18 protein-coding genes and 1 tRNA gene are annotated in these 25,330 nt (G+C 47.7%); 16 read left to right on the forward strand and 3 right to left on the reverse strand.

What is annotated here, in order from left to right:
• Window positions 1-41: 41 nt before the first annotated feature.
• From QNM19_RS22415 to QNM19_RS22445, 7 genes are all read left to right on the forward strand, one after another.
• A complete protein-coding gene (locus QNM19_RS22415) occupies window positions 42-926 on the forward strand; it encodes an NTP transferase domain-containing protein (protein WP_049864539.1) in 885 nt (294 codons plus the stop codon).
• A gap of 43 nt (window positions 927-969) precedes the next feature.
• The gene (locus QNM19_RS22420; protein ID WP_049864551.1) at window positions 970-2,043 is read left to right on the forward strand and encodes a phosphotransferase enzyme family protein; all 1,074 of its coding nucleotides are present in this window, start codon (window positions 970-972) and stop codon (window positions 2,041-2,043) included.
• A 154-nt stretch (window positions 2,044-2,197) separates the two neighbouring features.
• Window positions 2,198-3,574: a Gfo/Idh/MocA family protein gene (locus QNM19_RS22425; protein ID WP_284027229.1), complete on the forward strand. Its 1,377-nt coding sequence runs from the start codon at window positions 2,198-2,200 to the stop codon at window positions 3,572-3,574.
• Window positions 3,575-3,672: 98 nt separating this feature from the next.
• Window positions 3,673-4,209: a nuclear transport factor 2 family protein gene (locus QNM19_RS22430; RefSeq protein ID WP_284027230.1), complete on the forward strand. Its 537-nt coding sequence runs from the start codon at window positions 3,673-3,675 to the stop codon at window positions 4,207-4,209.
• A gap of 30 nt (window positions 4,210-4,239) precedes the next feature.
• Entirely contained in the window at window positions 4,240-4,494 is a 255-nt protein-coding gene (locus tag QNM19_RS22435) for a hypothetical protein (protein WP_284027231.1), read from the forward strand.
• The gene (gene pnuC, locus QNM19_RS22440) at window positions 4,494-5,114 is read left to right on the forward strand and encodes a nicotinamide riboside transporter PnuC (RefSeq protein WP_049865158.1); all 621 of its coding nucleotides are present in this window, start codon (window positions 4,494-4,496) and stop codon (window positions 5,112-5,114) included. The genes QNM19_RS22435 and pnuC overlap by 1 nt, the downstream gene beginning before the upstream one ends.
• Window positions 5,101-5,898 (forward strand): phosphotransferase, encoded by a 798-nt coding sequence (locus tag QNM19_RS22445; protein WP_049865156.1) that lies wholly within the window; start codon window positions 5,101-5,103, stop codon window positions 5,896-5,898. The genes pnuC and QNM19_RS22445 overlap by 14 nt, the downstream gene beginning before the upstream one ends.
• An 87-nt stretch (window positions 5,899-5,985) precedes the next feature.
• On the opposite strand, the gene QNM19_RS22450 is transcribed toward QNM19_RS22445, so the two are convergent.
• Window positions 5,986-6,168 (reverse strand): helix-turn-helix domain-containing protein, encoded by a 183-nt coding sequence (locus QNM19_RS22450; RefSeq protein ID WP_010384046.1) that lies wholly within the window; start codon window positions 6,166-6,168, stop codon window positions 5,986-5,988.
• 221 nt (window positions 6,169-6,389) lie between these two features.
• On the opposite strand from QNM19_RS22450, the gene QNM19_RS22455 reads away from it, so the two are divergent.
• A tRNA-Arg gene (locus QNM19_RS22455) sits at window positions 6,390-6,464 on the forward strand.
• A 35-nt stretch (window positions 6,465-6,499) separates the two neighbouring features.
• Here QNM19_RS22455 and QNM19_RS22460 read toward each other — a convergent pair.
• On the reverse strand, window positions 6,500-7,459 hold the full coding sequence (locus tag QNM19_RS22460) for a zinc transporter ZntB (protein WP_049865157.1): 960 nt from the start codon (window positions 7,457-7,459) through the stop codon (window positions 6,500-6,502).
• A 65-nt stretch (window positions 7,460-7,524) separates the two neighbouring features.
• Complete coding sequence (locus QNM19_RS22465) at window positions 7,525-8,265, reverse strand: thioesterase II family protein (protein WP_284027232.1); 741 nt, start codon at window positions 8,263-8,265, stop codon at window positions 7,525-7,527.
• Window positions 8,266-9,244: 979 nt separating this feature from the next.
• Between QNM19_RS22465 and QNM19_RS22470 the strand changes: the two genes are divergently transcribed.
• The 8 genes from QNM19_RS22470 (at window position 9,245) to QNM19_RS22505 (ending at window position 25,283) form a co-directional block, all read left to right on the forward strand.
• Entirely contained in the window at window positions 9,245-10,159 is a 915-nt protein-coding gene (locus QNM19_RS22470) for an ABC transporter ATP-binding protein (protein WP_049865155.1), read from the forward strand.
• On the forward strand, window positions 10,152-10,922 hold the full coding sequence (locus QNM19_RS22475) for a hypothetical protein (protein WP_049865154.1): 771 nt from the start codon (window positions 10,152-10,154) through the stop codon (window positions 10,920-10,922). Before QNM19_RS22470 ends, QNM19_RS22475 begins: the two co-directional genes overlap by 8 nt.
• Window positions 10,923-10,957: 35 nt before the next feature.
• On the forward strand, window positions 10,958-11,161 hold the full coding sequence (locus tag QNM19_RS22480) for an MbtH family protein (RefSeq protein WP_049865153.1): 204 nt from the start codon (window positions 10,958-10,960) through the stop codon (window positions 11,159-11,161).
• Window positions 11,162-11,254: 93 nt separating this feature from the next.
• A complete protein-coding gene (locus QNM19_RS22485) occupies window positions 11,255-12,043 on the forward strand; it encodes a thioesterase II family protein (protein WP_049865152.1) in 789 nt (262 codons plus the stop codon).
• A gap of 125 nt (window positions 12,044-12,168) precedes the next feature.
• Window positions 12,169-13,194 (forward strand): 4-hydroxy-2-oxovalerate aldolase, encoded by a 1,026-nt coding sequence (gene dmpG / locus QNM19_RS22490; protein WP_049865151.1) that lies wholly within the window; start codon window positions 12,169-12,171, stop codon window positions 13,192-13,194.
• Window positions 13,191-14,084, forward strand: a complete 894-nt coding sequence (locus tag QNM19_RS22495) for an acetaldehyde dehydrogenase (acetylating) (protein WP_284027233.1) — start codon at window positions 13,191-13,193, stop codon at window positions 14,082-14,084. The genes dmpG and QNM19_RS22495 overlap by 4 nt, the downstream gene beginning before the upstream one ends.
• Before the next feature lie 253 nt (window positions 14,085-14,337).
• On the forward strand, window positions 14,338-20,757 hold the full coding sequence (locus QNM19_RS22500) for a non-ribosomal peptide synthetase (RefSeq protein WP_284027234.1): 6,420 nt from the start codon (window positions 14,338-14,340) through the stop codon (window positions 20,755-20,757).
• Entirely contained in the window at window positions 20,754-25,283 is a 4,530-nt protein-coding gene (locus QNM19_RS22505) for a type I polyketide synthase (protein ID WP_284027235.1), read from the forward strand. The genes QNM19_RS22500 and QNM19_RS22505 overlap by 4 nt, the downstream gene beginning before the upstream one ends.
• The last annotated feature ends 47 nt before the right edge of the window (window positions 25,284-25,330 follow it).

Genomic DNA, 25,330 nt, shown 5'->3' on the forward strand with positions numbered 1-25,330 from the left:
GTACACTAGCCGTTTAATTTTTGAGTGGCTGGACATTATCTATGTATCAAGGAAAAAGCCCAACGCTGGTGATCCTGGCAGCAGGCTTGGGTACTCGGTTTGGTGGAAATAAGCAGATAGCGATACTGCCGGACTTTAACTGTACCATTATGGAGCTGAGCATTGAGGATGCGTATGCTGCGGGAGTGCGCCACGTTGTACTGGTGATTAACCGCCAGGTTCGTCCATTGATTGAGCAACAGATCCTACCGCGGCTGCCTAACGGATTGCAGGTCGACTTAGTTGAGCAAGCCGTCGATAATGTACCATCGTGTTTTGCCAGCAAAGCATTATTACGAGAAAAGCCGTGGGGAACGGGCCATGCATTATTATGTGCTAAGTCCTTCATACCGGGTGACGCTATTGTGATTACGGCGGATGATTATTATGGACCTGGTGCTTATACGCAACTCGTCGGCCATTTCGCTGAGCCGACACATCAAGATATGGCGATTGTTGGCTATCCACTGGGACATACTTTATCACAACAAGGTGGCGTAAATCGCGGAATATGCCAAACTCATAAAGGCCAGTTGCTTGAAGTTGTTGAATATCTGGATATTCAACAAAATAGTGGCGTGTTATCCGGGGTAGCACCGGATGGCAAACGGGCAACTTTAGCACAAACCGCGTTGGCGTCTATGACGTGTTGGGGCATAACACAAACGCTCTTGACGCAACTAGAGATCGGATTTTCCCTGTTTCTAGAAAATTATGACAGCGATGTCAAAAGCGAGTATTATTTGCCTGATTGTATTCAAAGCTGTATTCAACAGGACCAGCTTCAGGTCAGAGTACATAGTGCATCTGATCGCTGGTTTGGTATCACTTACAAAGAAGAATTAAAGAGTGTCTCAGGATTATTATATGAACTACGTCACGGATGAGCCTATCACCTGCCATCGTATTGAGAGCGGCAATGAGGTAACAATGAAAAATCGTGTAATTGCAGAGGTCTTATCGCAGCAATTTGGCCTGCAGGGAGAGTCTGTTTCTCTACGTCCGATCGGTAATGGACATATTAATACAACGATGTTGCTGAAAAACAAGCAACGTGCTTTGGTTGTGCAAAAACTCAATACTTGTGTTTTTCCAGAGCCTGAGCAACTCGTCACCAATGCCAGAAAAATTGAGCAGCACTTAGCACGCAAAGCCAATGACGGTGGCTATGAGCTGGCCATTATTCGCCACGTGCCGACTGTAAAGGGTGAGTATCTTGTTCACTTTGAAGATGAAGTCTGGCGTGCGCTGGAGTTTATCGGTGGCAGTTACAGTGAAGACGTAGTCGACAGTGAAGTCAAAGCGACAGTCGCCGCGAATGCATTTGGTCAATTTGCTGCGGCATTGGATGATTTTGATGCGACTCAGTTACACCATGTGATCCCGAATTTCCACAACCTTGCTATGCGCATAGAAAAGTTTGAAGAAACACTCCGGCAGGATCCTCAGAGTCGTGCAGCCCTGTGTCAGGAGGAAATTGCATTTTGCCGAGCGCAATTTTCGCTTGCTCAGGAAGTGATTGACGTTGAAGCGCAATTACCGCTGCGAGCCTGCCACAATGACACCAAGATCAACAATATGTTGTTCTGCTCTGAGTCAAATAATGCACGCGCTGTGATAGACCTGGATACCTGCATGCCTGGTTATTGGCTGTATGACTTTGGTGACATGGTTAGGACGTTCTGCTCTCCTGAGGCGGAAGATTCTACTAACCTGGCAAACGTGCGTGTGCGTGAAGAAATCTTTGCGGCGTTGGTGAAAGGATATAAAGGTCCGTTGTCGGCCAGCCTGACAGAGACTGAAAAGCACAGCTTTATACTTGGCGCGAAAGTGATGCCATTTATGATTGGCTTGCGCTTCTTGACCGATTATCTCGATGGTGACAATTACTTCGCTACTAAGCATTCAGAGCATAATTTACAGCGCGCGCAAAACCAATTTGCCCTTTATCAGGACATAGTTGCTAAAGAAGCTCAGCTGAGCGCCATTATTTCAGAACTATAATCTGTTTTAGATTCACACAAAAAAGCGCCTTGAGGCGCTTTTTTTGTATCAGGCACACATTTGTACCGATTAAATCTCTGTTTGTCGCAACGCTTTTGCAACCCAGGATACAATCCGTTAGCGTGCACAGGAAGTATCTTCGAGGACAATAATAATGACAAATTTAAATCGCCGGGATTTTCTTAAGGCGGCAGGTGTCGCTGCGGCTGCCGGAGTTGTTTCAGGTTGCGCGCAAAGTAAAGTCGACCCGACTCAGGTCACACCCGAACGCCAGGGGAAGTCAGTCATTGGACTGGTTGCCCCAAAAATGGATCTTGTTCGTGTTGGTTTTATCGGAGTGGGTCAGCGTGGTTATGGCCATGTAAAGCGCATGAGTCATATTGAAGGTGCCGAAATCGTTGCCTTATGTGATACGCATGAAGAAGTCTTGTTGCGTTCAGCGAATTATCTGGCAGAGCAGGGAATGAAGGCCCCGGCTTTGTATCAGGGATCCGAGTTTGCTTATCGGGAAATGCTTGCCCGGGATGATATTGACATCGTTATCATTTCAACACCGTGGCGTTGGCATGCGCCGATGGCTGTCGATACCATGGAAAGTGGCAAACATGCCTTTGTTGAAGTGCCACTGGCCCTGACGGTGGAAGAAATGTGGCAGCTGGTTGATACCGCAGAGCGGACTCAGAAAAATTGCATGATGATGGAAAACGTCAACTACGGCCGCGATGAGTTGATGGTACTGAATATGGTGCGACAGGGCGTGTTTGGGGACCTACTGCATGGTGAAGCCGCCTATATTCATGAGCTGCGCTGGCAAATGAAAGAGCTGGAACATAAAACCGGCTCCTGGCGTACAGAGTGGCATACCAAACGTAATGGCAACCTCTATCCCACTCATGGTTTAGGGCCGGTTTCTCAGTATATGAACATTAACCGGGGTGATCGGTTCGATTTTTTGACTTCCATGAGTTCACCTGCACTGGGCCGGGCTGCCTATGCTCAGCGTGAGTTTGCATCGGATCATCAGCGTAATCAATGGCGATATGTTGCCGGTGATATGAATACGACTTTGGTTAAAACGGTCAAAGGGCGTTCTATTATGATCCAGCACGATACCACAACGCCGCGTCCGTACTCCCGGCACAATCTGATCCAGGGGACCAATGGCGTATTTGCCGGCTTTCCGAATCGTATTGCGCTGGAGCATGGTGGCACCGGATCTTTTCATGACTGGGACGAGGATATGAGCACCTGGTACGCTAAATATGATCATCCTCTGTGGCTGAAAATGGGCGCAGAAGCCGAACGCAATGGGGGCCATGGTGGCATGGACTTTTTGATGTTCTGGCGGATGATTTACTGTCTGAGAAATGGCGAACCATTGGACCAGGATGTCTATGATGGTGCTGCCTGGTCGGTGATTTCGCCCTTGTCGGCATTGTCGGTGGCAAACCGCAGTGAGTCTGTTACCATTCCGGACTTTACCCGCGGTGCCTGGCAAAATGCTAAACCGTTAGGCATAGTTGGCGCCTAGTTGTGTGCCGGCACAGATCATCCTATCCGGGTATGATATAATCATTGAGCCCTTACCCAAGGGCCATTTGAGACTGATTTTCATACCCGGAGGTAGATTTGCGCGGCACATTCACCACACAGCTCACTTTCTGTCTTGTGTTACTCGTAACCTTAGTGGTTACTGGCTGTGGCCTGACAGACAATACCCGAGCGTCAGCGCGCGAATCGAGTGCGCTCAGACAAGTACTCAATGACTATATAGCGACCTATCAGGCGCGTCAGGATTTTGCCTTCTTTTTGTCATTTTATGCCGACGATATCCAGCTCGAAGACATGATTTATGGCTTTGCCGTCAAAGACAAACAGGCATTGGCCGAGTTTTTTAATTGGTCTGCCGGAAACGTCGAAATCCTGGATGGTGAACAGACGTATACACTCAGTGAGGTGATCTTAGACGAGCAGCAACGCCGTGCCGTTATTCGTGGCACCTATGCCCGCTTTGAGTATGAAGGTCGTGAAATGGGCCCCTGGCGTTTTACGACCGTATTACACTTTAACCCGGACAACAAGATCACCTATCAGCAGGATTGGATCAATTACAGGCCTCGCTCGGTAACGGACGGTGGCAGCAATTTAAATTATCCCGAAAACTAATTCCTTTATAACTCTGACGAGGACACTGTGATGCAACTCTCTGTCGAGATCAGCAAATACCCATTACATGCTGACTATATCCCTTTTATCAAAGACTTTATCGAGCGCCTGAATCAGCACCCGGAGCTAAAAGTACTGACCAATACCATGTCTACTCAGGTGTTTGGCGACTATGATGTGCTGATGAACACCCTATCCACAGAAATGAAGCGTTCGTTTGAGCAATACGGCAAAATTGTGTTTGTCTGCAAATTCATCAGTGGCGACCTGTCGCCTCAATCATGATGCAGTGGCTAGCTGAAACCCTAGCTGGGTTTACCGCCATGTCGGTATGGGAATATCTGGCCGTGGTCTTATCCGCCGGTTACCTGTTGCTGGCGATAAGGGAAAACTCATGGTGCTGGCCTGCGGCGTTTATCAGCACCTTTATCTATACCGTGATGTACTGGAATGGTGCATTGCTGATGGAGTCATTGCTGAACTTTTACTACATGTTCATGGCTGTCGTTGGTTGGTGGATGTGGCGCAGTGGCAGACAGGATAAGTCCCTGGAGATCGTGTCCTGGTCCTTGTATCGACATAGCGCCATTATTTTGGGCACTTTACTTGTCGCACTGGGTATCGGCTATGTGATGGATAAGTACACGCATGCTGAGCTGGCTTATCTCGACAGCCTGACGACCTGCTTTGCAGTGGTAACCACTTACCTGGTTGCCCGTAAAGTGCTGGAAAACTGGTTGTACTGGGTGGTGATTGATGCGGCGTCTATGTATCTTTACTATCTTAAAGGCTATTACCCCACTTTGGTGTTATTTGGTTTTTATACCATTGTAGTCTGCTGGGGTTATGTGCGCTGGTACGAAGTGCATCAACAAAAAGAGGGCAAACCGCTTGCCGCACTGTGATGCTGAGTTAAGTGCGCTGATCAAGCAGGCTTTTCCTGATATTACCATCAGTGCACTGCGTCCACTCAACAAAGGGTTAAGTAACAAAAATTACTATCTGGAGCAGGCGCAACAGGGTTTTTTGTTAAAGCACTATTCAGGCGTAATACCCGTTCATGCGCTGCAAGCGCAGGCACAGCTAGCCCAACTCGGCGTAGCGCAGCCACTGGCAGGCTATCATGTTCAGACCCGGCTGGCGTTGTTTGAATTTTTACCACAGCGAGATGAGCCACTGTGCCTGAGCGATAACTTATTAGCGAAGCTGCACACGTTACATGGCTTTGTGCGGCCCCAGTTAGCGCAGCTTGACCTGAGTGCGGCACTCTCTGAGGCCGCTCAGGTGCTCGAAGGGATATCTGACGTGTCTACTTTAGGCCAAAGGCTGATGCAGTTTGAGCCTGATATCTGCTTTTGCCACAATGATTTGGTCAAAGACAATATGCTGGTAACTGCACAGGGGCCGGTGTTTATCGATTTTGAATACGCGCAATACAACGACCGATATTTTGATTTGGCGGCTTTGTGTGTCTCTTTTTCGCTGTCTGTACGAGAAGGTAATCAAATGTTGAAGCGCTATTTCAGCCTGGCACAGCGGCTGTTGCCAGAATATGCCGAGGATAAGCTAAAGTGCTATGTAGAGGTTTACCTGGTGCTCTGTTTTGCCTGGTATCAGCAACGTGGGCTCGCCTCCTATGCTGACCCTTTGCTGGTTCTATTAAAGGCATGGCGACACAGGTCGCTTTGAACAGGCCAGTTGGCCCGAACATCAGTCGGGCATTTTATTAGCCTGGATACGAAGCAATATAGGGTAGGGGCGTCGCTTCTGTCGTGCTTAAATGCCGCCCAGTCGTTTTGCCAGTTCTTTATATTTTTCTACGTCATCTTTGTCAAAAATGGGTTCGCCCTGCTCATCCTGTTGTTTGGCAACTAACAGGTTTTCGCGTGCCAGTCGCCTGACGCGCTCCACTTTAACATCTAAAAATTCAGCAACTTGTTCAGTGGTCATTGGAGTCATAATACGGTCCTCTCAGGATGATGTCGTGTTAATACAGGAGACCAATTTTCCGTGTATTAACAGGTCGTCATTATTGTTATTGTTCTAAGCATAGTTAAATATCGTGAATTTCGCTCTGTGTGAAGTCTTTTTTCGAGTTTTAGACCATAAATTAAGCATATAGACAACAATGACTAGTATTTGTGTCTGGATATGATTATTATTGGCACCACTAAGATGCTGCTCTCGTGGTGAAATGGATATCACGTGGCCCTCCGGAGGCCAAGTTCTAGGTTCGATCCCTAGCGAGAGCGCCATTTTACACCATCCCGATGATTCTAATTTCCACATTTCATATCCATTTCCGACGTTTAAATAAAACGCCTACAGCAACGGTTAATACCACTAATGCAAGTATGAAAATCGTGAATGCCCAGGGGTTCTCTGTGCCTGGAATACCTCCAATATTGACCCCCAACAGACCGGTTAAAAATCCCAACGGCAGGAATAAGGCTGCGACCACGGACATAATGTACATGCGCTGATTCAGCTGCTCATTAAGTTGGTTGGTGATGCTTTGTTGCAGGACTTGTGCCCGTTCAATACAAGCTTCCAGTTCTTCAATATAGCGACTGAGGGTGTTATTTGCCTCGCCGAGCAAGCGGCGCTGCTCAAGACTCAGAAAGTTCACCTTAGTGTCCATCAAATCGTAGATAGCCTGACGTTGCGGTTTGATATAACGCTTTAAGGCAATAACCTGACGCCGCAGTAAGGTTATTTGGTGGTAGTCGGGCTGGCATGCCTCTTTGTCCAGCTGCTCTTCAAACTCGTCCAGCTGTTCCTCGACCTGCCATAGTGTATCTTGCATACGATGTGTCAGGCGGTCAATCAAAGCACAAGTCAGGTCGCTAATTGAGCTTGCTCCTGTGCCATCCAGCAAAGCATCACGTAAGTCTTCGATAGAGATCAGCACGCGCTTTCGGCAGGTGATCAACAGGTTTTTACTGACAAAACATCGCACTGAGACCATATCTTCCGGGTTTTGTCTGGGGTTGAGGTTGACGCCGCGCAGAAATAACAGCAATCCGTGACTTGCACGGGTCACACGAGGCCGGGTTTCCTCTGCAAGTAATGCCTGCCACTCCCACTCTTGCAGAAAATCCAGCTGGCTCAAGAAGTGCTGAACTGCGTCCTGGGTGTAGTCAAAGTGCAGCCAAAGCGGCACTTCGTCTTTGAGTGCCTGTGTTAAATCTGATGCCGGGGTTACGCCACCCTGACCGTCCAGCATGAGCGCATGAAGTAAGCCTTCCATTTTATTACCTGTATACACATAGATGTGTTTATCTTTGGTCAACTTACTCGCTTAGGCAAATCAAATTACAGTATTTTGCGAAGTACCTGATTGACCTGACTGATCACTTCCTCTTTGCACTGATTGATGAAAAAGTGGCCGCCATTAAAGTAATGAATGTCAATTTTGTGCTTACTCAAATCCTGCCAGCCGTGTAGCTGTTCGGCACTGATTTCGATGTCATCGTAGCCATGAAATACGGTGATAGGACAGGGCAGGCTGACAGGCTGGGCCTGATAGCATTCGGCAATCTGAAAATCGGCTCTGAGTAGAGGGATAAGCAATTCCATAAGCTCTTTATGCTCTAACAGTTCTTTGGGTGTACCGTTGAGCTTAAGTAGTTCAGCCACAAACTCATCGTGTGGTAAATGGTATGTTTGCGTTTTATTTGAGTTGGTATGGGGCGCCCGACTTCCTGACGCAATTAAGTGAACGGGTAACGGTGCACCTAGTGCAACCAGGCGTTTCGTTGTCTCAAAAATTACTCGACTACCTAAACTATGACCAAAAAACGCGAAGGGTTTTTCTGTTATATATGCCTGGTGAGTAAGAAGTTCATCGACTTTATGCTGCATGTCAGTGTAGGCAGTCTCGGTCATGCGTGCGCCACGACCAGGAAACTGAACAAACACTAATTCAACTTCATTTGGCAGTAAACCAACCCAGGGCATAAAAATAGCTGGTGAGCCACCTGCATAAGGGAAACAAAATAACCTTAATTTAGCGTTGGGGTTTGGTTTGGGTATTACAAAAAGCTTAGTATTCATATTACTACATACGGTTATTGAGAACTTTCTGTCCCTATCCTATCAGACTATCTTCAGTTTAGTCATTACATTAAAAGAACATTCTTGATGTCAGGAAAGTTTGGTTTTACACAAGGTTACTAAGTGTTTACTAACGTACCTCTTTTGGTGTTTTTATGGCGGGTTAAGTCTAGATTTTAGCTCTACAATTTACATTTTTGTTTCATTGGTTCCGTTTTTTTTGTTTTTTATGATGAAAATAATAGCGTGCCCTTCGTACTTTTACGCTGCTTTCTCGCTTTGTTGCGCATATTCGTATTAATTCATTCATTCTTATGCAGCAATTAAGTTGTGTTTGTTTTTAAGCCATCGTTCCGGGCTTTGTTTGCAAAAAGCCTATGCATGATGTTGCTTTGATTGCCTTTTGGGAACTGGGTTTGTTCAGTTTTTCAATATAAGCTTATGTGTTTTATGTTGTTTTTTATTTGTACAATTACTCTAACCGCCCTGCGAATGCGCCCTCTGAACGGGGCCCATTCGAGGTGGTTTTTGATGCAAATTACCCAGCCTACAATTGCTGTAGTCGCTCGGTAATTGTGCAAGTGTTAAGTGTGGAATTTGGAGTTTACTGTTGGTTTACATTTAATAATGGAAAAATTTTCTTTTAATTTTAAAGTGTGTTTGTTAATATCTTGGTGTCAAATATGTTGTTTTAAATTTCAATGTGTTGGCATAAAAACCTAGGTGTAGCTTAGTTGTTCGGTTATGTTGTTTGTGTAATCTTTTTTATTCGCAAAGTTACATGAATATTACGCTTTTTTGGTGTTAATCGTTTTCTGAACAATGAGGGATTATTCGCACTTGTGAGAGCGCGTTAAGTGCATTTGCTGTCTGTGTAATAGAGATAGTGAGTAAGTGACACCAGATAGATTGCACCTACATGAATAGTAGTTGCTTCACCTTTAAAAAATAACAATAAAACGGTGGATGGAGGGAATCCTTGGCTGTACTTGAAGTAGAAAAGATTAGCAAGCGCTTTGCTAGTCATGAGGTGGTAAAAGGCGTTTCGTTCAAAGTGGAACCAGGAGAGATTTTTGCGTTTCTTGGTCCGAACGGAGCCGGTAAAACCACTACAATAAAAATGATCACAGGCCTGATTGTACCAGATGGTGGGACAGTGCTCATTGATGGGAAAGACACCAAAAGTGACTCACGGGCGTTAGAGCAATTGGGCTCGGTGCTGGAAGGCAACCGAAACTTGTATTGGCGGTTAACAGCCTTCGAAAACCTGGTGTATTTCAATGTGCACAAAGGCACTTCACTAAAACAAGCCCGGCAAGTCGCAGATCAATTGCTAGAGAGATTTGGCTTATCAGACAAGCGAAATACCCTAGTTCAACATCTGTCTCGGGGTATGCAGCAGAAACTTTCCATTGCAATTGCTGTGGCTCACAATCCTAAATTGCTATTGCTGGATGAGCCTACTTTGGGCTTGGATGTCAACGCCAATATTGATGTGATCCAGCTTATGCAAGAGCTCAGAGATGAAGGTGTTGCCATTGTCCTCACTACGCATCAACTGGATGTCGCTCAAAAACTCGCGGACCGGGTTGCCATCATAGACAAAGGCAACATCATCAAAGAAAGCGGTAAAGATGCACTGATCCAAGAGTTCATTCAGGATGATTATATCATTGAGTTGACCGAGCTCATTAGTCAAGAAGTTGCGGACAGTATTACCCAACAGTTTGATGCTGTGGTAACCGACCGATCGATCAGGTTCAGTGGTGGCTCAGCGGTACTCTTCCAATTGATAGAACATCTCAAGCCATTGGAAATTAAAATGGTACAGCGTCTGGAGCTGGACTTAACTCAAATATTCCTTCAACTAACGGGGCATGCGATCGATGTATAGCTTTTTACATGTGGAGTTTACTCGCGCGTTTTTGAGTTTAGTGCGTTATCCGGCAAACTTTGTATCCACTTTATTTATCAATGTATTGATGTTTTATGGTCTGTTTATTGGGGCCTCTTTTCTCGCAGGGCGCAGCACATTTGGTGACGCCTTAGATGCTATGGTAGTTGGCTATGCGGCTTGGGTTCTGGTAAATCGGTCGTTTGGTAAAACCCCTCAACTTATTGAAGCCGAAGCAGCAACGGGTGTGCTGGAAAGTGTGTTTCTGTCACGTTACAACACGAGCTTGATTTATGCTGTACGTGGGTTGGTTGAAGCGACTCTAGATATGGTCATGATAGCTATCCTGATCAACCTCATTATTCTGCTGACAGGCAGTCAGATCACGTATTCGTTTGCCGTTGTTCTGCCGATTATATCAATTGTCCTGGCATCGATTGGGTGTAGTTTAGTGGCTGGAGGGTTTGCGCTTCAGTTTAAACGGATCAGTGCAATTTTACCTTCTTTTCAATTTGCCTTGATGTTTTTGATGTTTGCTCCTTTTGAAACCTGGGGTGAGCAAACCGAGGCTGCGGTAATGTTTTTGCCTATGGTGCCAAGTGTTGTGCTACTGCGAGAGTTGATGGTGTATGAAATGGCCCTCGATTATAACTTGGTGTTGATTGCATTTGCCAATGGTGTGACTTATCTGCTCATCGGCGCAACATTGTTTAACCTGATGATTAATCGGGCAAGAAATAAAGGTATTGTTGGTGGTTACTGAGTTATCACCATTAAGTATTAAGTTAAGGAGTAATTATGAGTAACAGTTCAATTAGTGAAACCTATAAAGTAGTAAAAAATCACGAAGAACAATATTCAATTTGGCCAGCGCACAAAGAGAATGCACTTGGCTGGTCTGATGAAGGTACCTCTGGCTCAAAAGAGGAGTGTCTGGCCCATATTAAATCGGTATGGACAGATATGAGACCACTGAGCTTACGCACCATGCAGGCTGAATAACAGTCCTAAAAAGTGCCCCAGCACTGAATACATGGCTACCTCGGGAAAGGCTATGCATGTAGGGGCGATAAGAAAGTATCCGAAGGACGGGCAATGAATAATAATAATATAGCAGCGCCTCAGTCGTGCTGGTTTTCAACAGTTTTGAAGCAACAACAGCCTCGTATGAGACTGTTCTGCTTTCCTTTTGCTGGCGGCGGTGTGAGTGCTTTTCATGACTGGAAAGGGTGGATGCCGCCACAGACAGAGCTAGTAGTGATGGAGCTGCCTGGGCGAGGACGTCGTTTCAATGAAGCGCTGATGGATGATATGTCCGAAATCGTCACCTCCATGGCTAACGAGTTCTTACACTACACAGATGTTCCTTATGTCTTTTTTGGTCATAGCTTAGGTGCCTTGATCGCCACTGAGTTGCTTCAGACACTGAGTGAGCGTGGGCTACCTATGCCGCATTTGTTCATTTCTTCCGGGATGCGCGCGCCACAATTTAGAGCCCGTCAAACACTTCATACACTTGAAGAAGATGCATTTATTGAAGCACTAAAGCACTACAACGGCACGCCGCATGAGTTGCTGAACAACCCAGAATTGATGGCGTTGTTCCTGCCTGTGCTGAGAGCCGATTTTTCGCTATCAGAAAATCATATTTATCGGGCTACACCGCCTTTTGATTTTCCTCTGCACTTAGTTGGGGGAAATGAAGATTCCAGCGTAACCCGTGAAGAGCTGAATGGTTGGCAAGCCCTGAGTAGTCATGAAATCAGGGAAACATGGTTTCCTGGAGATCATTTTTATCTGCAGGGTTCTAGCAAGCCAGCTTTATTGCAGCATGTTCGTATGATTTTGAGCGGGCTATTGTGTGATATAAAGCAACCTGCCTAAGTATATAATTTTTTATAATAAAAACAATAAGTAAGGAACGCTGGGGTGAGTTGGGGATTCATCAATCTGATTGTAGATACTTACCCGTTTCCTTTTCCGATAATAAAAATAACTAGGTTAATAAAATGACAATAATGATATACGATCCAACGCTAAGGGATGGAAATCATGCCATTTCCCATAGCCTGTCCCTGCAAGATATTGCGAGCTATTGTCGTAAGGTCGATCAGTGTGGCATCAGTGTGATTGAGGTCGGCCATGGAAACGGATTGGGGGCGTCTTCATTACAATTGGGTTTAGCCAGCCACTCTGACAGAGCGTTACTGGAATGCGCACGCGACAACATAAGCAACGCACAGCTTGGTGTGCATATGATCCCCGGTTTTGCAAAAATTAACGATATCAAAGTTGCCGTTGATAGCGGCGTTGATGTGATCCGGATAGCTGCGCATTGCACTGAAGCCGATTTAACCAAAAGTTATATTGAGTACGCGCGCAAGCACGACAAAACGACACAAGGCGTTCTCATGATGACGCACATGGCCGATGCTGCAACATTGCTGGTAGAAGCTCAAAAGCTACAGGCGTATGGCTCGAACTCAATTGTGCTAATGGACTCGGCAGGTAATTACGTCGAACGTGATGTGCGAGAGAAGGTCGGTTTGCTAGTCGAGAATCTGGATATTCCCGTTGGTTTCCACGCGCACAATAACCTTAGTCTTGCAGTGGCAAATTCTTTAGCTGCTGTGGAGGTTGGTGCCACTATGGTTGATGGCACTTTATGCGGATTTGGTGCGGGGGCTGGCAACACACAACTTGAAGTGTTGTGTGCCGTATTACAGCGCCATGGCTATGACACTGGGGTTGATTTATTCCGCTTGTGTAGCGCAATTGATGAGCTACAGGATCTCCGAGTAACCAATGCTCCAACCATCAAAACTTCCAATCTAATCAGTGGTGTATACGGTGTATGTTCAGGCTTTGAAAAGCATGTTGCTCGCGCGGCGGCTGAGTTCAATGTTTCTCCCAGTTCTATCTACGAAGAATTATCCAAACAACATGTGCTAGCTGGACAGGAAGACATGATTATTGCATCAGCCAGTCGATTAGCAAAAGCCGCTCACGGTAACAATGGGGAGGAGCACGCATGAAACTAAAAACCGCTATTTTAGGCAGTGGCAACATCGGTTGTGACTTGTTGTGCAAAGTGGCCAAATCCGACTCATTAAGCTGTACTATGTTTGTTGGGCGTAGTCCTGAATCAGAAGGCTTAAAGTTTGCGCAGCAGAAGGGTTTTGACACCTATGCAGAGGGCATTGATGCATTAATGAATAACCTGGAGGAGTTTGACCTGGTCTTTGATGCAACTTCTGCGTCGTCGCATATGGCCCATGCGGGTAGGTTAATTAATGCAGGCAAAACGATTGTCAATTTGACACCTGCACCTGTGGGGATTTTGTGTGTGCCAACCCTGAATGAAGATGCTGTTGTTGCCCAAAATAATATTAATATGATCACCTGTGGGGGACAGGCGTCCCTTCCTCTCATTGCTGCTATCCATCGTGCACATAGCGATATTGATTATATCGAGGTTGTGTCTTCCATCGCAGCCAAAAGCGCCGGTGCAGCAACTCGCCTTAATCTGGACCAATACTTAAATACCACTGAGCAGGCAATCAAAACGTTTACTGATTGCTCGAATGTGAAAGCGATTTTGAATATTAACCCGGCTAAACCCAGCGTCAATATGCAAACTGCGGTATCGGCAATGATCAAAAATCCAGACATCCAAAAGATAAAAATGGAAATCGATCGTGCTGTAGAAATGGTTAAGCAGTATGTCAAAGGGTATGAATTAGTGGTTGAGCCTTTCATTGACGGAGATCGGGTGTTCACCATGATCAAAGTAATCGGGCAAGGCGACTATCTGGCACCGTACGCCGGCAACCTGGACATTATCACTTCCTCTGCAATCAGTATTGCAGAGCGAATTGCAGCAAGAAATGCCGCAGTACAAGATGAAGTAGCCATTGCTGGATAACAAGTAACGACTGTAAGTTGGTACTTACTATTGGCTTTGCAGTCGGTTCCTGGATATTCAAAAAAATAAAGTCGTAATTTGTATAGAAAGCACACCTGATTACCCGCTTTAGTGACTCGTGATCTGATACTTGGCGCATGCTTGCTCCGAGGTCGACAGACAAGGGGTTGCCTGTTCTTAAAATAGGGATGGCAACCATCAGACTAACGCGGCTGAAAGGAGTCAGGAGCTCCAATGATGGAAGTAAACGCCCATGCGCACAATACATCCGATATCAGTAAACACTGATAGATTATCTACTGGTCAAGCGTCTGTATTACCTCAGGCTATTGAACACGCCGCTCAGCGCTTTGCTGAGCAAATCGCGTTGCGCGACAATGAGCAAACGCTGACGTTTCAGGGGTTAAACGCAAGGGCCAATCAACTGGCCAGAGTGTTGCTAGACAGAGGGGTCAGCTCAGGTGATCGCGTGGGCGTTTATCTGAACAGAAGTGTGGACACTTATGTCGCATTGCTGGCCGTTCTCAAATTGGGCGCAGCCTATGTTCCTCTGGAGGCATCATTGCCAGACGAACGTCTAAAAGCGGTTGCAAAACAAGCCCAGTTTTCACTTGTAATTTGTCAGCAACCTTATTTGCGCCTGGCTAAAAAATTGGCCAATAAAGTCTGTAACTTAGATGAACCAGCACTAATTTCACACCACAGTGAAGACAATTTAGCAATCGCCGTCGCACCGGAGCAAATGGCGTATATTATTTTTACTTCAGGCTCGACAGGACAGCCAAAAGGGGTGGCAGTATCACATGGCAGTGTGATGGCGGTGTTGGCTGCAATGCATCAAATTGATGGTATTGAGGAGCAGGATTGTTGGCTGAGCCTGGCTACGCTGGCATTTGACATCTCGGTCGTTGAAACCTTTTATCCGCTGGTGTTTGGTGGCTCTGTGGTTATTGGCCAGAAAGACTGGATCTTCTCACCACAACGAATTCATCATGCCATCAAACAGCATGGGGTGACTATTATCCAGCAGACTCCATCTGCGTGGAAGTTAATGATGTCCGCTGGCTGGCCGGAGCAACTCAAAATAAAAATGATTTGCTGCGGTGAAGCTCTCACCGTCGGACAGACCAGAGCACTGCTGGAAAACGCGACCCGGCTGTGGAATTTTTACGGGCCAACAGAAGCCACAGTGTATGCCTGTTATCATGAAGTTGATAAGCAGCAGCTGGATGTTGCTGATGCTGCCGCCGCAGTACCAATTGGCCGTGCGTTACCTGGTTACGATTTATATGTACTGGACGAACAGTTGCGACCCACTGAGTCCGGCAATATTGGCAATTTGTACATTGGTGGTCCAGGTGTTGCGCAGCAATACTGGCAAAATCCAGTACAAACAGCCGACAATTTTCTACCAGACCCGTTTTCAGGCACATCCGGACAACGTATTTATCATACTCACGATCGTGTACGGCAGGATGAATACGGTCAGCTCATTTATGTTTCTCGCAGTGACAATCAGGTAAAGATCCACGGTTACCGAGTTGAACTCGGTGATATTGAATCTACCTTGATGCAGCATGATTCCGTCGTACTCACTGTGGCTCAGACGATTGAAAATGCGGGAGGAGAAAAGCAGCTGGTTGCTTATGTTGAGCTCTGCGAGGGCGCTGCCATTGATGCAACACAGCTTCGAGAGTATTTGCGTGGGGAGTTGCCTTACTACATGGTGCCTGGCGCCATCGAAATACTCGATGCTATTCCATTAACTGCCTCGGGCAAGGTGGACAAAAAGTCACTTCCAGCACCTACCTGGGTTGCTTCACAGCGTGATATTGTGGCTCCACAGGGCGAACTGGAAAAACAATTATTACGTGCCTGGCAATCGGTGTTGGGCAGAACTGATTTTGGTGTATGCGAAAGTTTTTTTGAACTGGGTGGTCATTCACTGATGGCGATTACGTTGATCAAAGCGATCAGCGAGCATACCCAGTGTCAGATTAGTTTCCTCGACATTATTCGTTATGCCAATATCAGGATGCTGGCTGAACGTATCGCATCAATGTCATCTGCCGAAGAGCCTCAGTCAGAAGCACTTCAACACACACTGACGCCTGACCCGGCACAGCGGTTTAGCCCTTTCCCTTTGTCACCAATCCAACAGGCATATTGGATTGGTAGTACGGGGGGGATGGCATTGGGTAGTGCTGGTTGTTACAACTACCTGGAAGTGGATTTGCCAAATGTGTGCCATGAGCATCTTCAACAGGCGGTAAATCAACTTATTATCAGACATGACATGCTTAGAGTTGTGTTCACCCCTGACGGTCAGCAGCGCGTAATGCCGAGTTGTGAACCATACGAAGTAAAGTTTTATCCACTTGCTTCAGTCAGCAATACCGCACGCGAAGAGGCTCTTACCCAGATTGCCAATGAGATGACCTTCAAAGACGGTGAATTTGATCAAAATCGTATTTTTGATGTCAGGCTAAGTCAGCTGACCAATAGCCAGTATCGTTTACACACTATGCTGAATATTATGGTGCTGGATGCCACCAGTATGCACATTTTCTTCAGTGAACTGGCTAAGTTGCTGGAAGCGCCTCAGGCTCCGCTGGCTGAATTAGATGTCACGTTCAGAGATTATATCCTGGCCGAACGTGCTTTGCTTGATCATCCAATGGTAACCAAATCGAAAGCCTATTGGCAGTCTCGCCTTGATAGCTTACCTGCAGCACCTAACTTACCTTTGGTAAAAGAGCCTTCTAAGGTTGAGAACCCCTTTTTCAGTCGCCGCATGTTTACGGTGGCGAAGCCCGCCTGGCGCGCTTTACAGGATATTTCCGCCCATCAGGGGATCACGCCATCTGTTCTGTTGCTGAGTACCTTTTCCGATGTGCTCAGTCAGTGGAGTCAGTCGAGTGAATTTACACTTAACCTGACCTTGTTTAACCGCCATGATCTGCATGCTCAGGTCGACAGCATGATCGGTGATTTTACCTCAGTGAACCTGCTGGCTGCAGCACCGGATATGAGCAAGAGCTTTGCCGAGCGAGCACGTATTATCCAGCAGCAGCTATGGAGCGACCTGGAACACAAGCATTACTCCGGAATTGAAGTATTGCGCGATTTAAACCAGCGCAGCGGAGGGCGTGAACAGCGCCTTATGCCAGTTGTGTTCAATAGCGAATTGGGCCTGAACCAGGTGTCTGAAACCTCAACAATTGCAACTCTGCTGAGTGATCGACGCTACGGTATCTCACAAACGCCGCAGGTATGGCTGGATATGGGTGTCTTTGAGGTCGATGGAGAGCTGGTTGTGACGCTCGACGCGCTAGATGAAATATTCCCCTGTGGTATGTTGGATGACTTATTGGCGGCTTATCGTGAAATGTTGGCGTGGCTGACAGATGACGCTGCACACTGGTTGCAGGTAAAGCGCCCGGCATTGCCGGCGTCTCAGCAGCAAGTGCGTGATGAAGTCAACAGCATCAAGATGCCGCTGCCAACTCAGTTACTGCATCAGACATTTGAAGAGCGCGCCCATGTAAACCCCGAGGCGACAGCATTAATCAGTAGTGAGCGAGTTATTCGTTATGGTGAACTTAACCAGGCTGCTAACCTGGTCGCTGGTCAATTAACCCAGCATGGTGTTGCGGTAAATGAATTGGTTGCTGTGGTTATGAATCGCAGCTGGCAGCAGGTTGTTGCTGTACTTGCCATTTTAAAATCGGGCGGTGCCTATCTGCCTATTCAGGCTGATTTTCCGCAATCACGCATTGAAATGTTGCTCCAGCAAAGCGGTGCCAGGCAGATTGTGACAGAACCGGGTGTGCAATTACCTGCACAGTGGCAACAAGAGTATCACGTCACCTATGTGGAAGATGCGGCGCTGAAACAAACCGGGTTGAGTGATCCTGAGCCCCAGCAGCAGTTAAATGACCTGGCTTATGTGATTTTTACATCCGGTTCAACCGGACAACCCAAAGGCGTGGCCATTGATCACCTTGGGGCTGCAAATACAATTAACAGTATTAATGACAAGTTCAATGTCAACGAGCGTGATACTGTGCTGGCTTTGTCGTCGCTCAACTTTGACCTGTCAGTCTATGACATTTTCGGTTTGCTGGCGGTAGGGGGTCAGCTTGTTATCCCTGATGCCGCGCTGGACAAAGACCCTGCCCATTGGCATCAGCTGATCCAGACTTATCACGTTACCTTGTGGAATACCGTCCCGGCACTGATGCAAATGTATGTTGACCATTTGGATCACGTCAGTTTGTCCAGTGATGTACCAATCAGACAGGTGATGATGAGTGGCGACTGGATCCCGGTCAGTTTGCCAGAGCGTATACGCACTCACATGCCAGCGGCTTCGATTGAAAGTATGGGGGGAGCGACAGAGGCCTCTATCTGGTCAATCGCGTATCAAATCGATGAAGTTGAGTCGAACTGGAAAAGCATTCCTTATGGCAAGCCGCTTGCAAACCAGACCTACCATGTATTGAACGCGGATCTTGCGCCTTGTCCGAACTGGGTAACCGGTGAGCTGTATATAGGTGGGATTGGTCTGGCTCAGTGCTACTGGGGGAACAAAGAAAAAACGGACAGTCACTTTATCCGTCATCCAGACAGTGGTGAGCGACTCTACCGTACGGGTGATTTGGGTCGATACTTCCCGGATGGCAATATTGAATTTCTCGGCCGGGAAGATAACCAAGTCAAAATTCAGGGTTATCGAATAGAACTGGGCGAAATTGAAGCGGCTATCAATCAGCATCCGCAAATTAAAGAGTCTTTGGTGATTGCACACGCAGTTGCTGATAAAACCACTCAGGGGAACAAGATCCTGGCGGCTTATCTGGTGTGGAATGGTAATGAGGAGCATACAGCCGAATCCTCTGAAAAATCCCTGGAGAAAACCCGCTTTAAACTGCAGCGCGAGGGACTGCGTCATGATTTGAGTGATGTACAAGGGGTCTCTTTGCGCCCGTTAAGTACTGCTCACCTGGCGCAACATTTGGGATATGGCCTGACTTATCGTGAGAGTTCTATTGACCTGAATGCAGTCTCTAATCTGTTATGCAGTTTGAGTGAAATTCGCCAGCTAGACACACCGTTGCCAAAGTACTTCTATGCCTCATCAGGTGGGTTGAATCCGATCCAGGCTTATTTATCTGTATCAGAGGGGAGTGTGCCCGGTTTAGCGCCTGGCGTGTATTATTACGATCCGGTCCAGCATCAATTACAGATAGTACAGTCGGATATCTCAGCGGTCCATGCACAACCCGAAGGAGTTGCAAGGCTCTTACTCGTCGGTCGCCGCGCGGCAATTGAACCGGCGTACGGCCAATATGCCGAATACCTATGTCGTGTTGAAGTGGGTTACATCCAGGATCTGCTGGATTTAACTGCGCATGCAAACGAGCTGGCAATTCAAGAGCGTGAAGCTGGTAATGAAGCAGTACTGTCTCTGATTGGTTGCAGTACTGACGACTGGTTATTGAAATCACTTGATATCGGAGTGGCGTCTCCCAGTTCTCTGAGCGCGCCGGTCAGTGCTGCTGAGGCGTCAGGGATAACTTTGCCGTTACCAACATTGCCTGCGCACTTTTCATTGCAGCTGCTTGAGCGTCAAAGCTATCGACAATTCCAGGACGCGCAAATATCGCTGGAAACTTTGTCTAACTTGTTAACCTCTATGCCTGAATGTGCTCATCCAGATACTCGGGTTTATCTTGGGCTTAAAGCCAATGCTGTTGACGAGTTAGGCGCCGGCTTTTACCAATACGATAGAGCAGCGCATCAATTAAGCTTGGTTCGTCTGAGCGACAATATCGGTGACGGATTGTATGGCGGAGACAATGAACAAACCTTCGAGGCCTGTTCCTTTGCTATTTATGTGGTCGGCGCATCACATCATACTCAGGCGTTGTCAGATGCCGGCCGTGTTGGTCAGCGTTTGTCTGCGGTGGGTGTCAAGCTGGCGCTGGGCATGTGTGCCATAGGTGGGTTCAACCAGCAGCCGATTGAGCAGCAATTGGGTTTACAGCCCGGTCATCAAATACTACATAGTTTGCTCGGTGGCGCTATCCATATTGAACAGACTTTGAGCTGGATGCAAGCGCCTCAACCGGTACAGAGCGAGGATTTTGGTGCTCTCAAACAAAGTCTTCAAGAAGCCTTGCCGGAGTATATGGTACCGAGTGTGTTCACCACATTGCAGGCACTGCCATTGACTGCAAATGGCAAGGTAGATCGTAAGCGCTTGCCTGCTCCTGACTTCGAACAGCAACAAGAAACAAGCTATACCCCACCGGGTAATGCAATTCAGAGTGCTTTGGTTGAAGTCTGGCAGCAAACATTGTCTTTGCAGAAAGTGGGGATCCACGATCACTTTTTCGAGTTGGGTGGCAGCTCAGTACAGTTAGTAAGTACCCGGCATAAGATTAAGCAGCAGCTGAATATGGATATCGATGTGGCGTCTTTATTCCGCTATTCAACTATCGACAGTCTAGCTGAACATTTGCAGAGTCAGCAGGGGCAGACGGCAAGTCAGACGGCCGACAGTGCAGCAAACAAACATAAAAATAAAGCTCAGCGACACAAAGCAATGGCGCAAAAAGCACGCCAGGGACAACGTCGCACGAAACGACTCAAGGACACTGCCAAATGATCGATCTAGAACAAGAATTTCAATCAATCGCGATTGTGGGTATGACAGGGCAATTCCCCGGTGCCAAAAATCTGACCGAGTTCTGGCAGAATATTTGTGCAGGGAAAGAGTCGATTGCGAGACTGGATGAAGCCACTTTAGCAGCCCGAAAAGTGCCTGAGCAGCGTTATCGTGACCCTCGATTTGTTAACTGCGATACCAGCCTGGAAGGAATGGAGTGGTTTGATGCGCAGTTTTTCGACCTGAATGCCCGAGAGGCAAATGCCACTGATCCTCAGCATCGCATGCTGCTTGAGCAGTGCCATCGCTTGTTGCGCGTTATTGCGACTGACCCCACTCGTTACGAAGGGGATATTGGTCTTTTTACGGGTGTGGGGATGAGCCAATATCTGCTGCACAACCTGATGAACCAGCCAGACATTCTGGATTACTTAGGGGAAGGTGCATTAGAAATAGGCAACTTTCTTAGTTACGCAAGCTCGCGTGTGGCGCATAGATTGAACCTAACGGGTCCTGTAATGGCACTCGATACAGCGTGCTCCTCTTCCCTGGTTGCTGTCCACCTTGCATGTAAAAGTCTGCTCGCATACGAGTGTGATACTGCATTGGCAGGTGGCGTGCAATTAAATCTGCCACAGCGCAGTGGTTATTTGTATAACGAAGGCGCTTTTCATTCTGCTGATGGGCATTGTTATACGTTTGATGCGCGTGCCAATGGTACTGTTTTTTGTAGTGGTGTAGGCCTGGTAGCGCTGAAGCGACTTGAAGATGCACTTGATGATGGCGATAACATCATTGCGATGATCAAGGGCTCGGCCATCAATAATGATGGTTCGGACAAGGTCGGCTATACCGCTCCGGCTGCAGCGGGCCAGGCAGAGGTTATTGCAAAGGCACAAGCGTTTGCTGAAGTTGATGCGCAGAGCATCGGCTACATTGAAGCGCATGGCACAGCAACGGCACTGGGCGATCTGATTGAGTTTAGCGCGCTGACAGAGGCATTCTCCGGGGTGGCACAAGGCAGCTGTGTACTTGGGTCTGTGAAGCCTAATATTGGTCATACGGAAACGGCTGCGGGTGTGGCTGGCCTGATCAAGGCCGCGCTGATGTTACAACATCAACAGCTTCCGCCAAGTGCAAATTTTGTTCAGCCCAACCCAGAAATTGACTTTGAAAACAGTCCTTTCAAGATTAATACAAGCTTACAGCCATGGTTACCAGGCGCGTACCCGCGTCGTGCCGGGATCAGCTCATTTGGTATTGGTGGCTCTAATGCTCATGTGGTGTTGGAGGAGTTCAATGCATCACCTGCCAGCGAACCGCAGCAAGATAATGCTGAGTTAAGACCTCAGTTGCTGTTGCTATCGGCGAAAAATCATTCCGCCTTGGACACGCTGCGTACGTCAACGCGTTTATATTTGGAAGAGCGTGCTGTTGAGCTGGCCGATTTTAGCTGGTCACTACAGCAAGGTAGCCCGGCTTATGCATCTCGTCATTTTGTGGTGGCAAAGTCCCAGGCCGAAGCCGTTGCACAGTTAAGTGCGCCAGCTGCGACATCGACGTTAAGTGTCGAGTTACAAAATGACCTCAACCCGATTTTCATGTTTCCCGGGCAGGGGGCACAGCACTTAGGTATGGCAGCTGAGTTGTATCGTCATGTGGCGGTTTTTCGTAACGCCTTAGATGAATGTGCGGAGCACCTATTACCCTGGCTGGAAATGGATATACGCACAGTCTTGTATGCAAACGACAACGAAGCACAGCGCCTTGAACTGCTGAACAGTACAGCTATTACACAGCCAGTGCTGTTTGCTGTGGAATACAGCATGGCACAAGTATGGCTTGCTTTGGGTATTCAGCCGACCTGCATGATAGGACACAGTCTCGGTGAGTTTGTTGCGGCGTGTCTGGCTGGTGTTTTCGATTTACCAACGGCACTGATGTTGGTCAGCAAACGGGCTAAGCTAATGCAGGCATGCCCGCGTGGTGAGATGTTGGCGGTTGCGGCCAGTGCACAACAAGCTATGGCGCTTCGTGCTCAGTTACCTGCAGACGCAGTTTGTGATTTGGCTGCGATTAATGCACCTGACAGTTGCGTTTTGTCCGGTGATGACGCAGCTATCAGCACATTGGTCCAGATGTGTGCGCAAAAGCACATCAAAGCGCAGCGCTTACACACATCACATGCTTTTCACTCTGCGATGATGACACCGTGTCTACGGGAGTTTGAACAGATCATGAGCAGTGTGACTTTGCGTGCGCCAACAATTCCTTTTATCAGTAATCTGACTCAGAGTGAGATCAGTGCCGAGCAGGCGACAGATCCACAGTACTGGTGCCGCCACTTGCGTGAAACTGTCAATTTTGCAGGTGGATTATCCTGTATTTTACGGGATCCCAATGCGCTGTTACTGGAAATCGGGCCAGGACAACAGCTTAGTCAGTTGGCACTGCGTCATAGCGCTATTGATGCACAACGCGTCGTCAACTCACAGGTCAGTAAGAACCAGGAGATAGACAGTGATAGCGCCTTCATTCAAGCGGTTGGACGATTGTGGCTGGCAAACTTGCCAATAGACTGGGACGCATTTTACTCCGAGCAATTGTTTTCCGATGGCCAACAGCCAGCCAAAGTGGCATTGCCTGACTATCCATATCAACCGCAACGATACTGGGTTGATCCGCAAGGTGAGCAGGGGCAAGTCAGTCAGACCAAGCGCCAATCTCTAGATGACTGGATATACGTTCCTCAGTGGCAGCGCCAGGCATTACCTCTGTTGCAGGGCGAACAGAAACAGGCCGTGTTAGTGGTCTCGGATCACAGCGATTTGGCTGCACAATTAAAGTTGCAACTGGGAGACCAGGGCACTTTGTTGAGTTTGCCAGAAAACCCGGCATTGGCCACGGGTATGCAGCCATGGCGAGACTATTTTCGGGAACTGGAACAGCTCGGGGCATTTCCTGAACAAATCCTCTATTTAGCAACACAAATTGAGCAGTCACCAGAACCACAGTTAACGGATTTTTATGGTTTGTTATTTATGGCGCAGGCGCTGGCTGAACACAGTAATTTGAAAACGGATTTGATTGCGATATCACGTGGCGTTTTCGAGGTATGTGGAGAACCGGTTACGGCACCTCACAGAGCGATGCTGTCGGGAGTGACCAAGGTACTTGGTCAGGAAGTATCAGGTCTGCGTTGCCGTCATTTGGATCTGAGTGAGGAGTCTGATGTAGCAAAACTGGCACATCAGGTACTCGCTGAATGTCGAGTAAGTGACTTGGCATCTCAGGTGCTGGACGATGTGGTGGCCTTGCGGCAAGGACATCGTTGGACCCGACGCTATGATCCTTACCCCATTACTCAACCAAATACAGCCTCGTTGCCGTTTAAAGTAGGGGGGGCTTACCTGATTGCTGGCGGTTTTGGCGGACTGGGAAGTACGATTGCACACTTTTTGGCAAACGAGTATCAGGCAACTCTGATCCTGACCAGTCGCCGTGAAATGCCTGTTCGCAGTGAATGGGCTGCACACTTGGCCGATCCACAAAGCCCATGGCATTCATCAATGACGCAGATCCAGGCGTTGCAGCGCGCAGGTAGTAAGGTCCTGACAGTCTGTGCTGATTTATCAGAACCAGCCTCCGTCCAACGGGCTGTGGCTCAGGTGAAGGCTGATGTTGGTCAGATCCATGGAGTCATCCATGCCGCAGGTGTTGCTGGTAGTGGTATCGCGCAATTGAAAACGCCTCAGCAGGCTGAGCAGGTGCTGGCACCGAAAGTCACAGGTGCCTGGCATCTGCTCGCCCAGTTTGCGCCTGATGAACTTGAATTTTTTATATTTAACTCTTCTTTGTTTGCGCTGACTGGCGGCATTGGCCAGGTCGATTACAGTGCAGCTAACGCGGCGTTGGATGCATTGGCATGCTATGCGCGTCAACAGGGATTCAATGCCTACAGCGTCAATTGGGATGGCTGGCAACAGGTTGGTATGGCCGCTCAGCTGGAGGGCTGGGACAGCGACTTAGGGATCAGCCCGGGAGAGGGGATTGAGCTGCTTAAACGCGTTTTGGTATCGCAGCAAGCTCAGTTGGCTATTGCCACCCGAGATCTGGATTGGTTGATCGCCAATGCGGTGAAACCCGTGAACCCTGAGGCCCCGCTGACAATCAATGAGCGTCCGGATATTGATACTGAATATCAGGCACCACTAGATGAATGTGAGCAGAGCTTGTCTCAAATCTGGCAAAAATACCTCGGGCTTAAATCTGTCGGAGTGGCAGACAACTTTTTTGAATTAGGTGGTAACTCTTTGATCTTGAGTGAAGTACTAACCGATATCAATCAGTCATTCAATAAGCAGTTAACAATCACGGACTTGTTCCGATTCACCTCGATTAGGAGTCTGGCTGAGTTCATCAACAGTCAACAAGATAGCCACGATAGCGCCGATGAATTGAGACAAGAAGCGCAGCGACGCAAGCAACAAGGCAAGCGTAAGCGAAAACGCCGCGGCGGTGAATGACGCACCGGCGGTAATCACATAAAGAATTATAAAAACAGAATTAAGGA

The sequence above is a fragment of the Pseudoalteromonas ardens genome, assembly GCF_030125445.1.
GTDB classification, from domain to species: domain Bacteria; phylum Pseudomonadota; class Gammaproteobacteria; order Enterobacterales; family Alteromonadaceae; genus Pseudoalteromonas; species Pseudoalteromonas ardens.

Bases quoted from the DNA above. Each gene is read 5' to 3' on its own strand.
- QNM19_RS22420 (WP_049864551.1), top strand. From the start codon at position 970: ATGAAAAATCGTGTAATTGCAGAGGTCTTATCGCAGCAATTTGGCCTG.
- QNM19_RS22425 (WP_284027229.1), top strand. From the start codon at position 2,198: ATGACAAATTTAAATCGCCGGGATTTTCTTAAGGCGGCAGGTGTCGCT.
- QNM19_RS22415 (WP_049864539.1), top strand. From the start codon at position 42: ATGTATCAAGGAAAAAGCCCAACGCTGGTGATCCTGGCAGCAGGCTTG.
- pnuC (WP_049865158.1), top strand. From the start codon at position 4,494: ATGCAGTGGCTAGCTGAAACCCTAGCTGGGTTTACCGCCATGTCGGTA.
- QNM19_RS22485 (WP_049865152.1), top strand. From the start codon at position 11,255: ATGAATAATAATAATATAGCAGCGCCTCAGTCGTGCTGGTTTTCAACA.
- QNM19_RS22465 (WP_284027232.1), bottom strand. From the start codon at position 8,265: ATGAATACTAAGCTTTTTGTAATACCCAAACCAAACCCCAACGCTAAA.
- QNM19_RS22495 (WP_284027233.1), top strand. From the start codon at position 13,191: ATGAAACTAAAAACCGCTATTTTAGGCAGTGGCAACATCGGTTGTGAC.
- QNM19_RS22435 (WP_284027231.1), top strand. From the start codon at position 4,240: ATGCAACTCTCTGTCGAGATCAGCAAATACCCATTACATGCTGACTAT.
- QNM19_RS22450 (WP_010384046.1), bottom strand. From the start codon at position 6,168: ATGACTCCAATGACCACTGAACAAGTTGCTGAATTTTTAGATGTTAAA.
- QNM19_RS22475 (WP_049865154.1), top strand. From the start codon at position 10,152: ATGTATAGCTTTTTACATGTGGAGTTTACTCGCGCGTTTTTGAGTTTA.
- QNM19_RS22500 (WP_284027234.1), top strand. From the start codon at position 14,338: ATGCGCACAATACATCCGATATCAGTAAACACTGATAGATTATCTACT.
- QNM19_RS22505 (WP_284027235.1), top strand. From the start codon at position 20,754: ATGATCGATCTAGAACAAGAATTTCAATCAATCGCGATTGTGGGTATG.
- QNM19_RS22460 (WP_049865157.1), bottom strand. From the start codon at position 7,459: ATGGAAGGCTTACTTCATGCGCTCATGCTGGACGGTCAGGGTGGCGTA.
- QNM19_RS22480 (WP_049865153.1), top strand. From the start codon at position 10,958: ATGAGTAACAGTTCAATTAGTGAAACCTATAAAGTAGTAAAAAATCAC.
- dmpG (WP_049865151.1), top strand. From the start codon at position 12,169: ATGACAATAATGATATACGATCCAACGCTAAGGGATGGAAATCATGCC.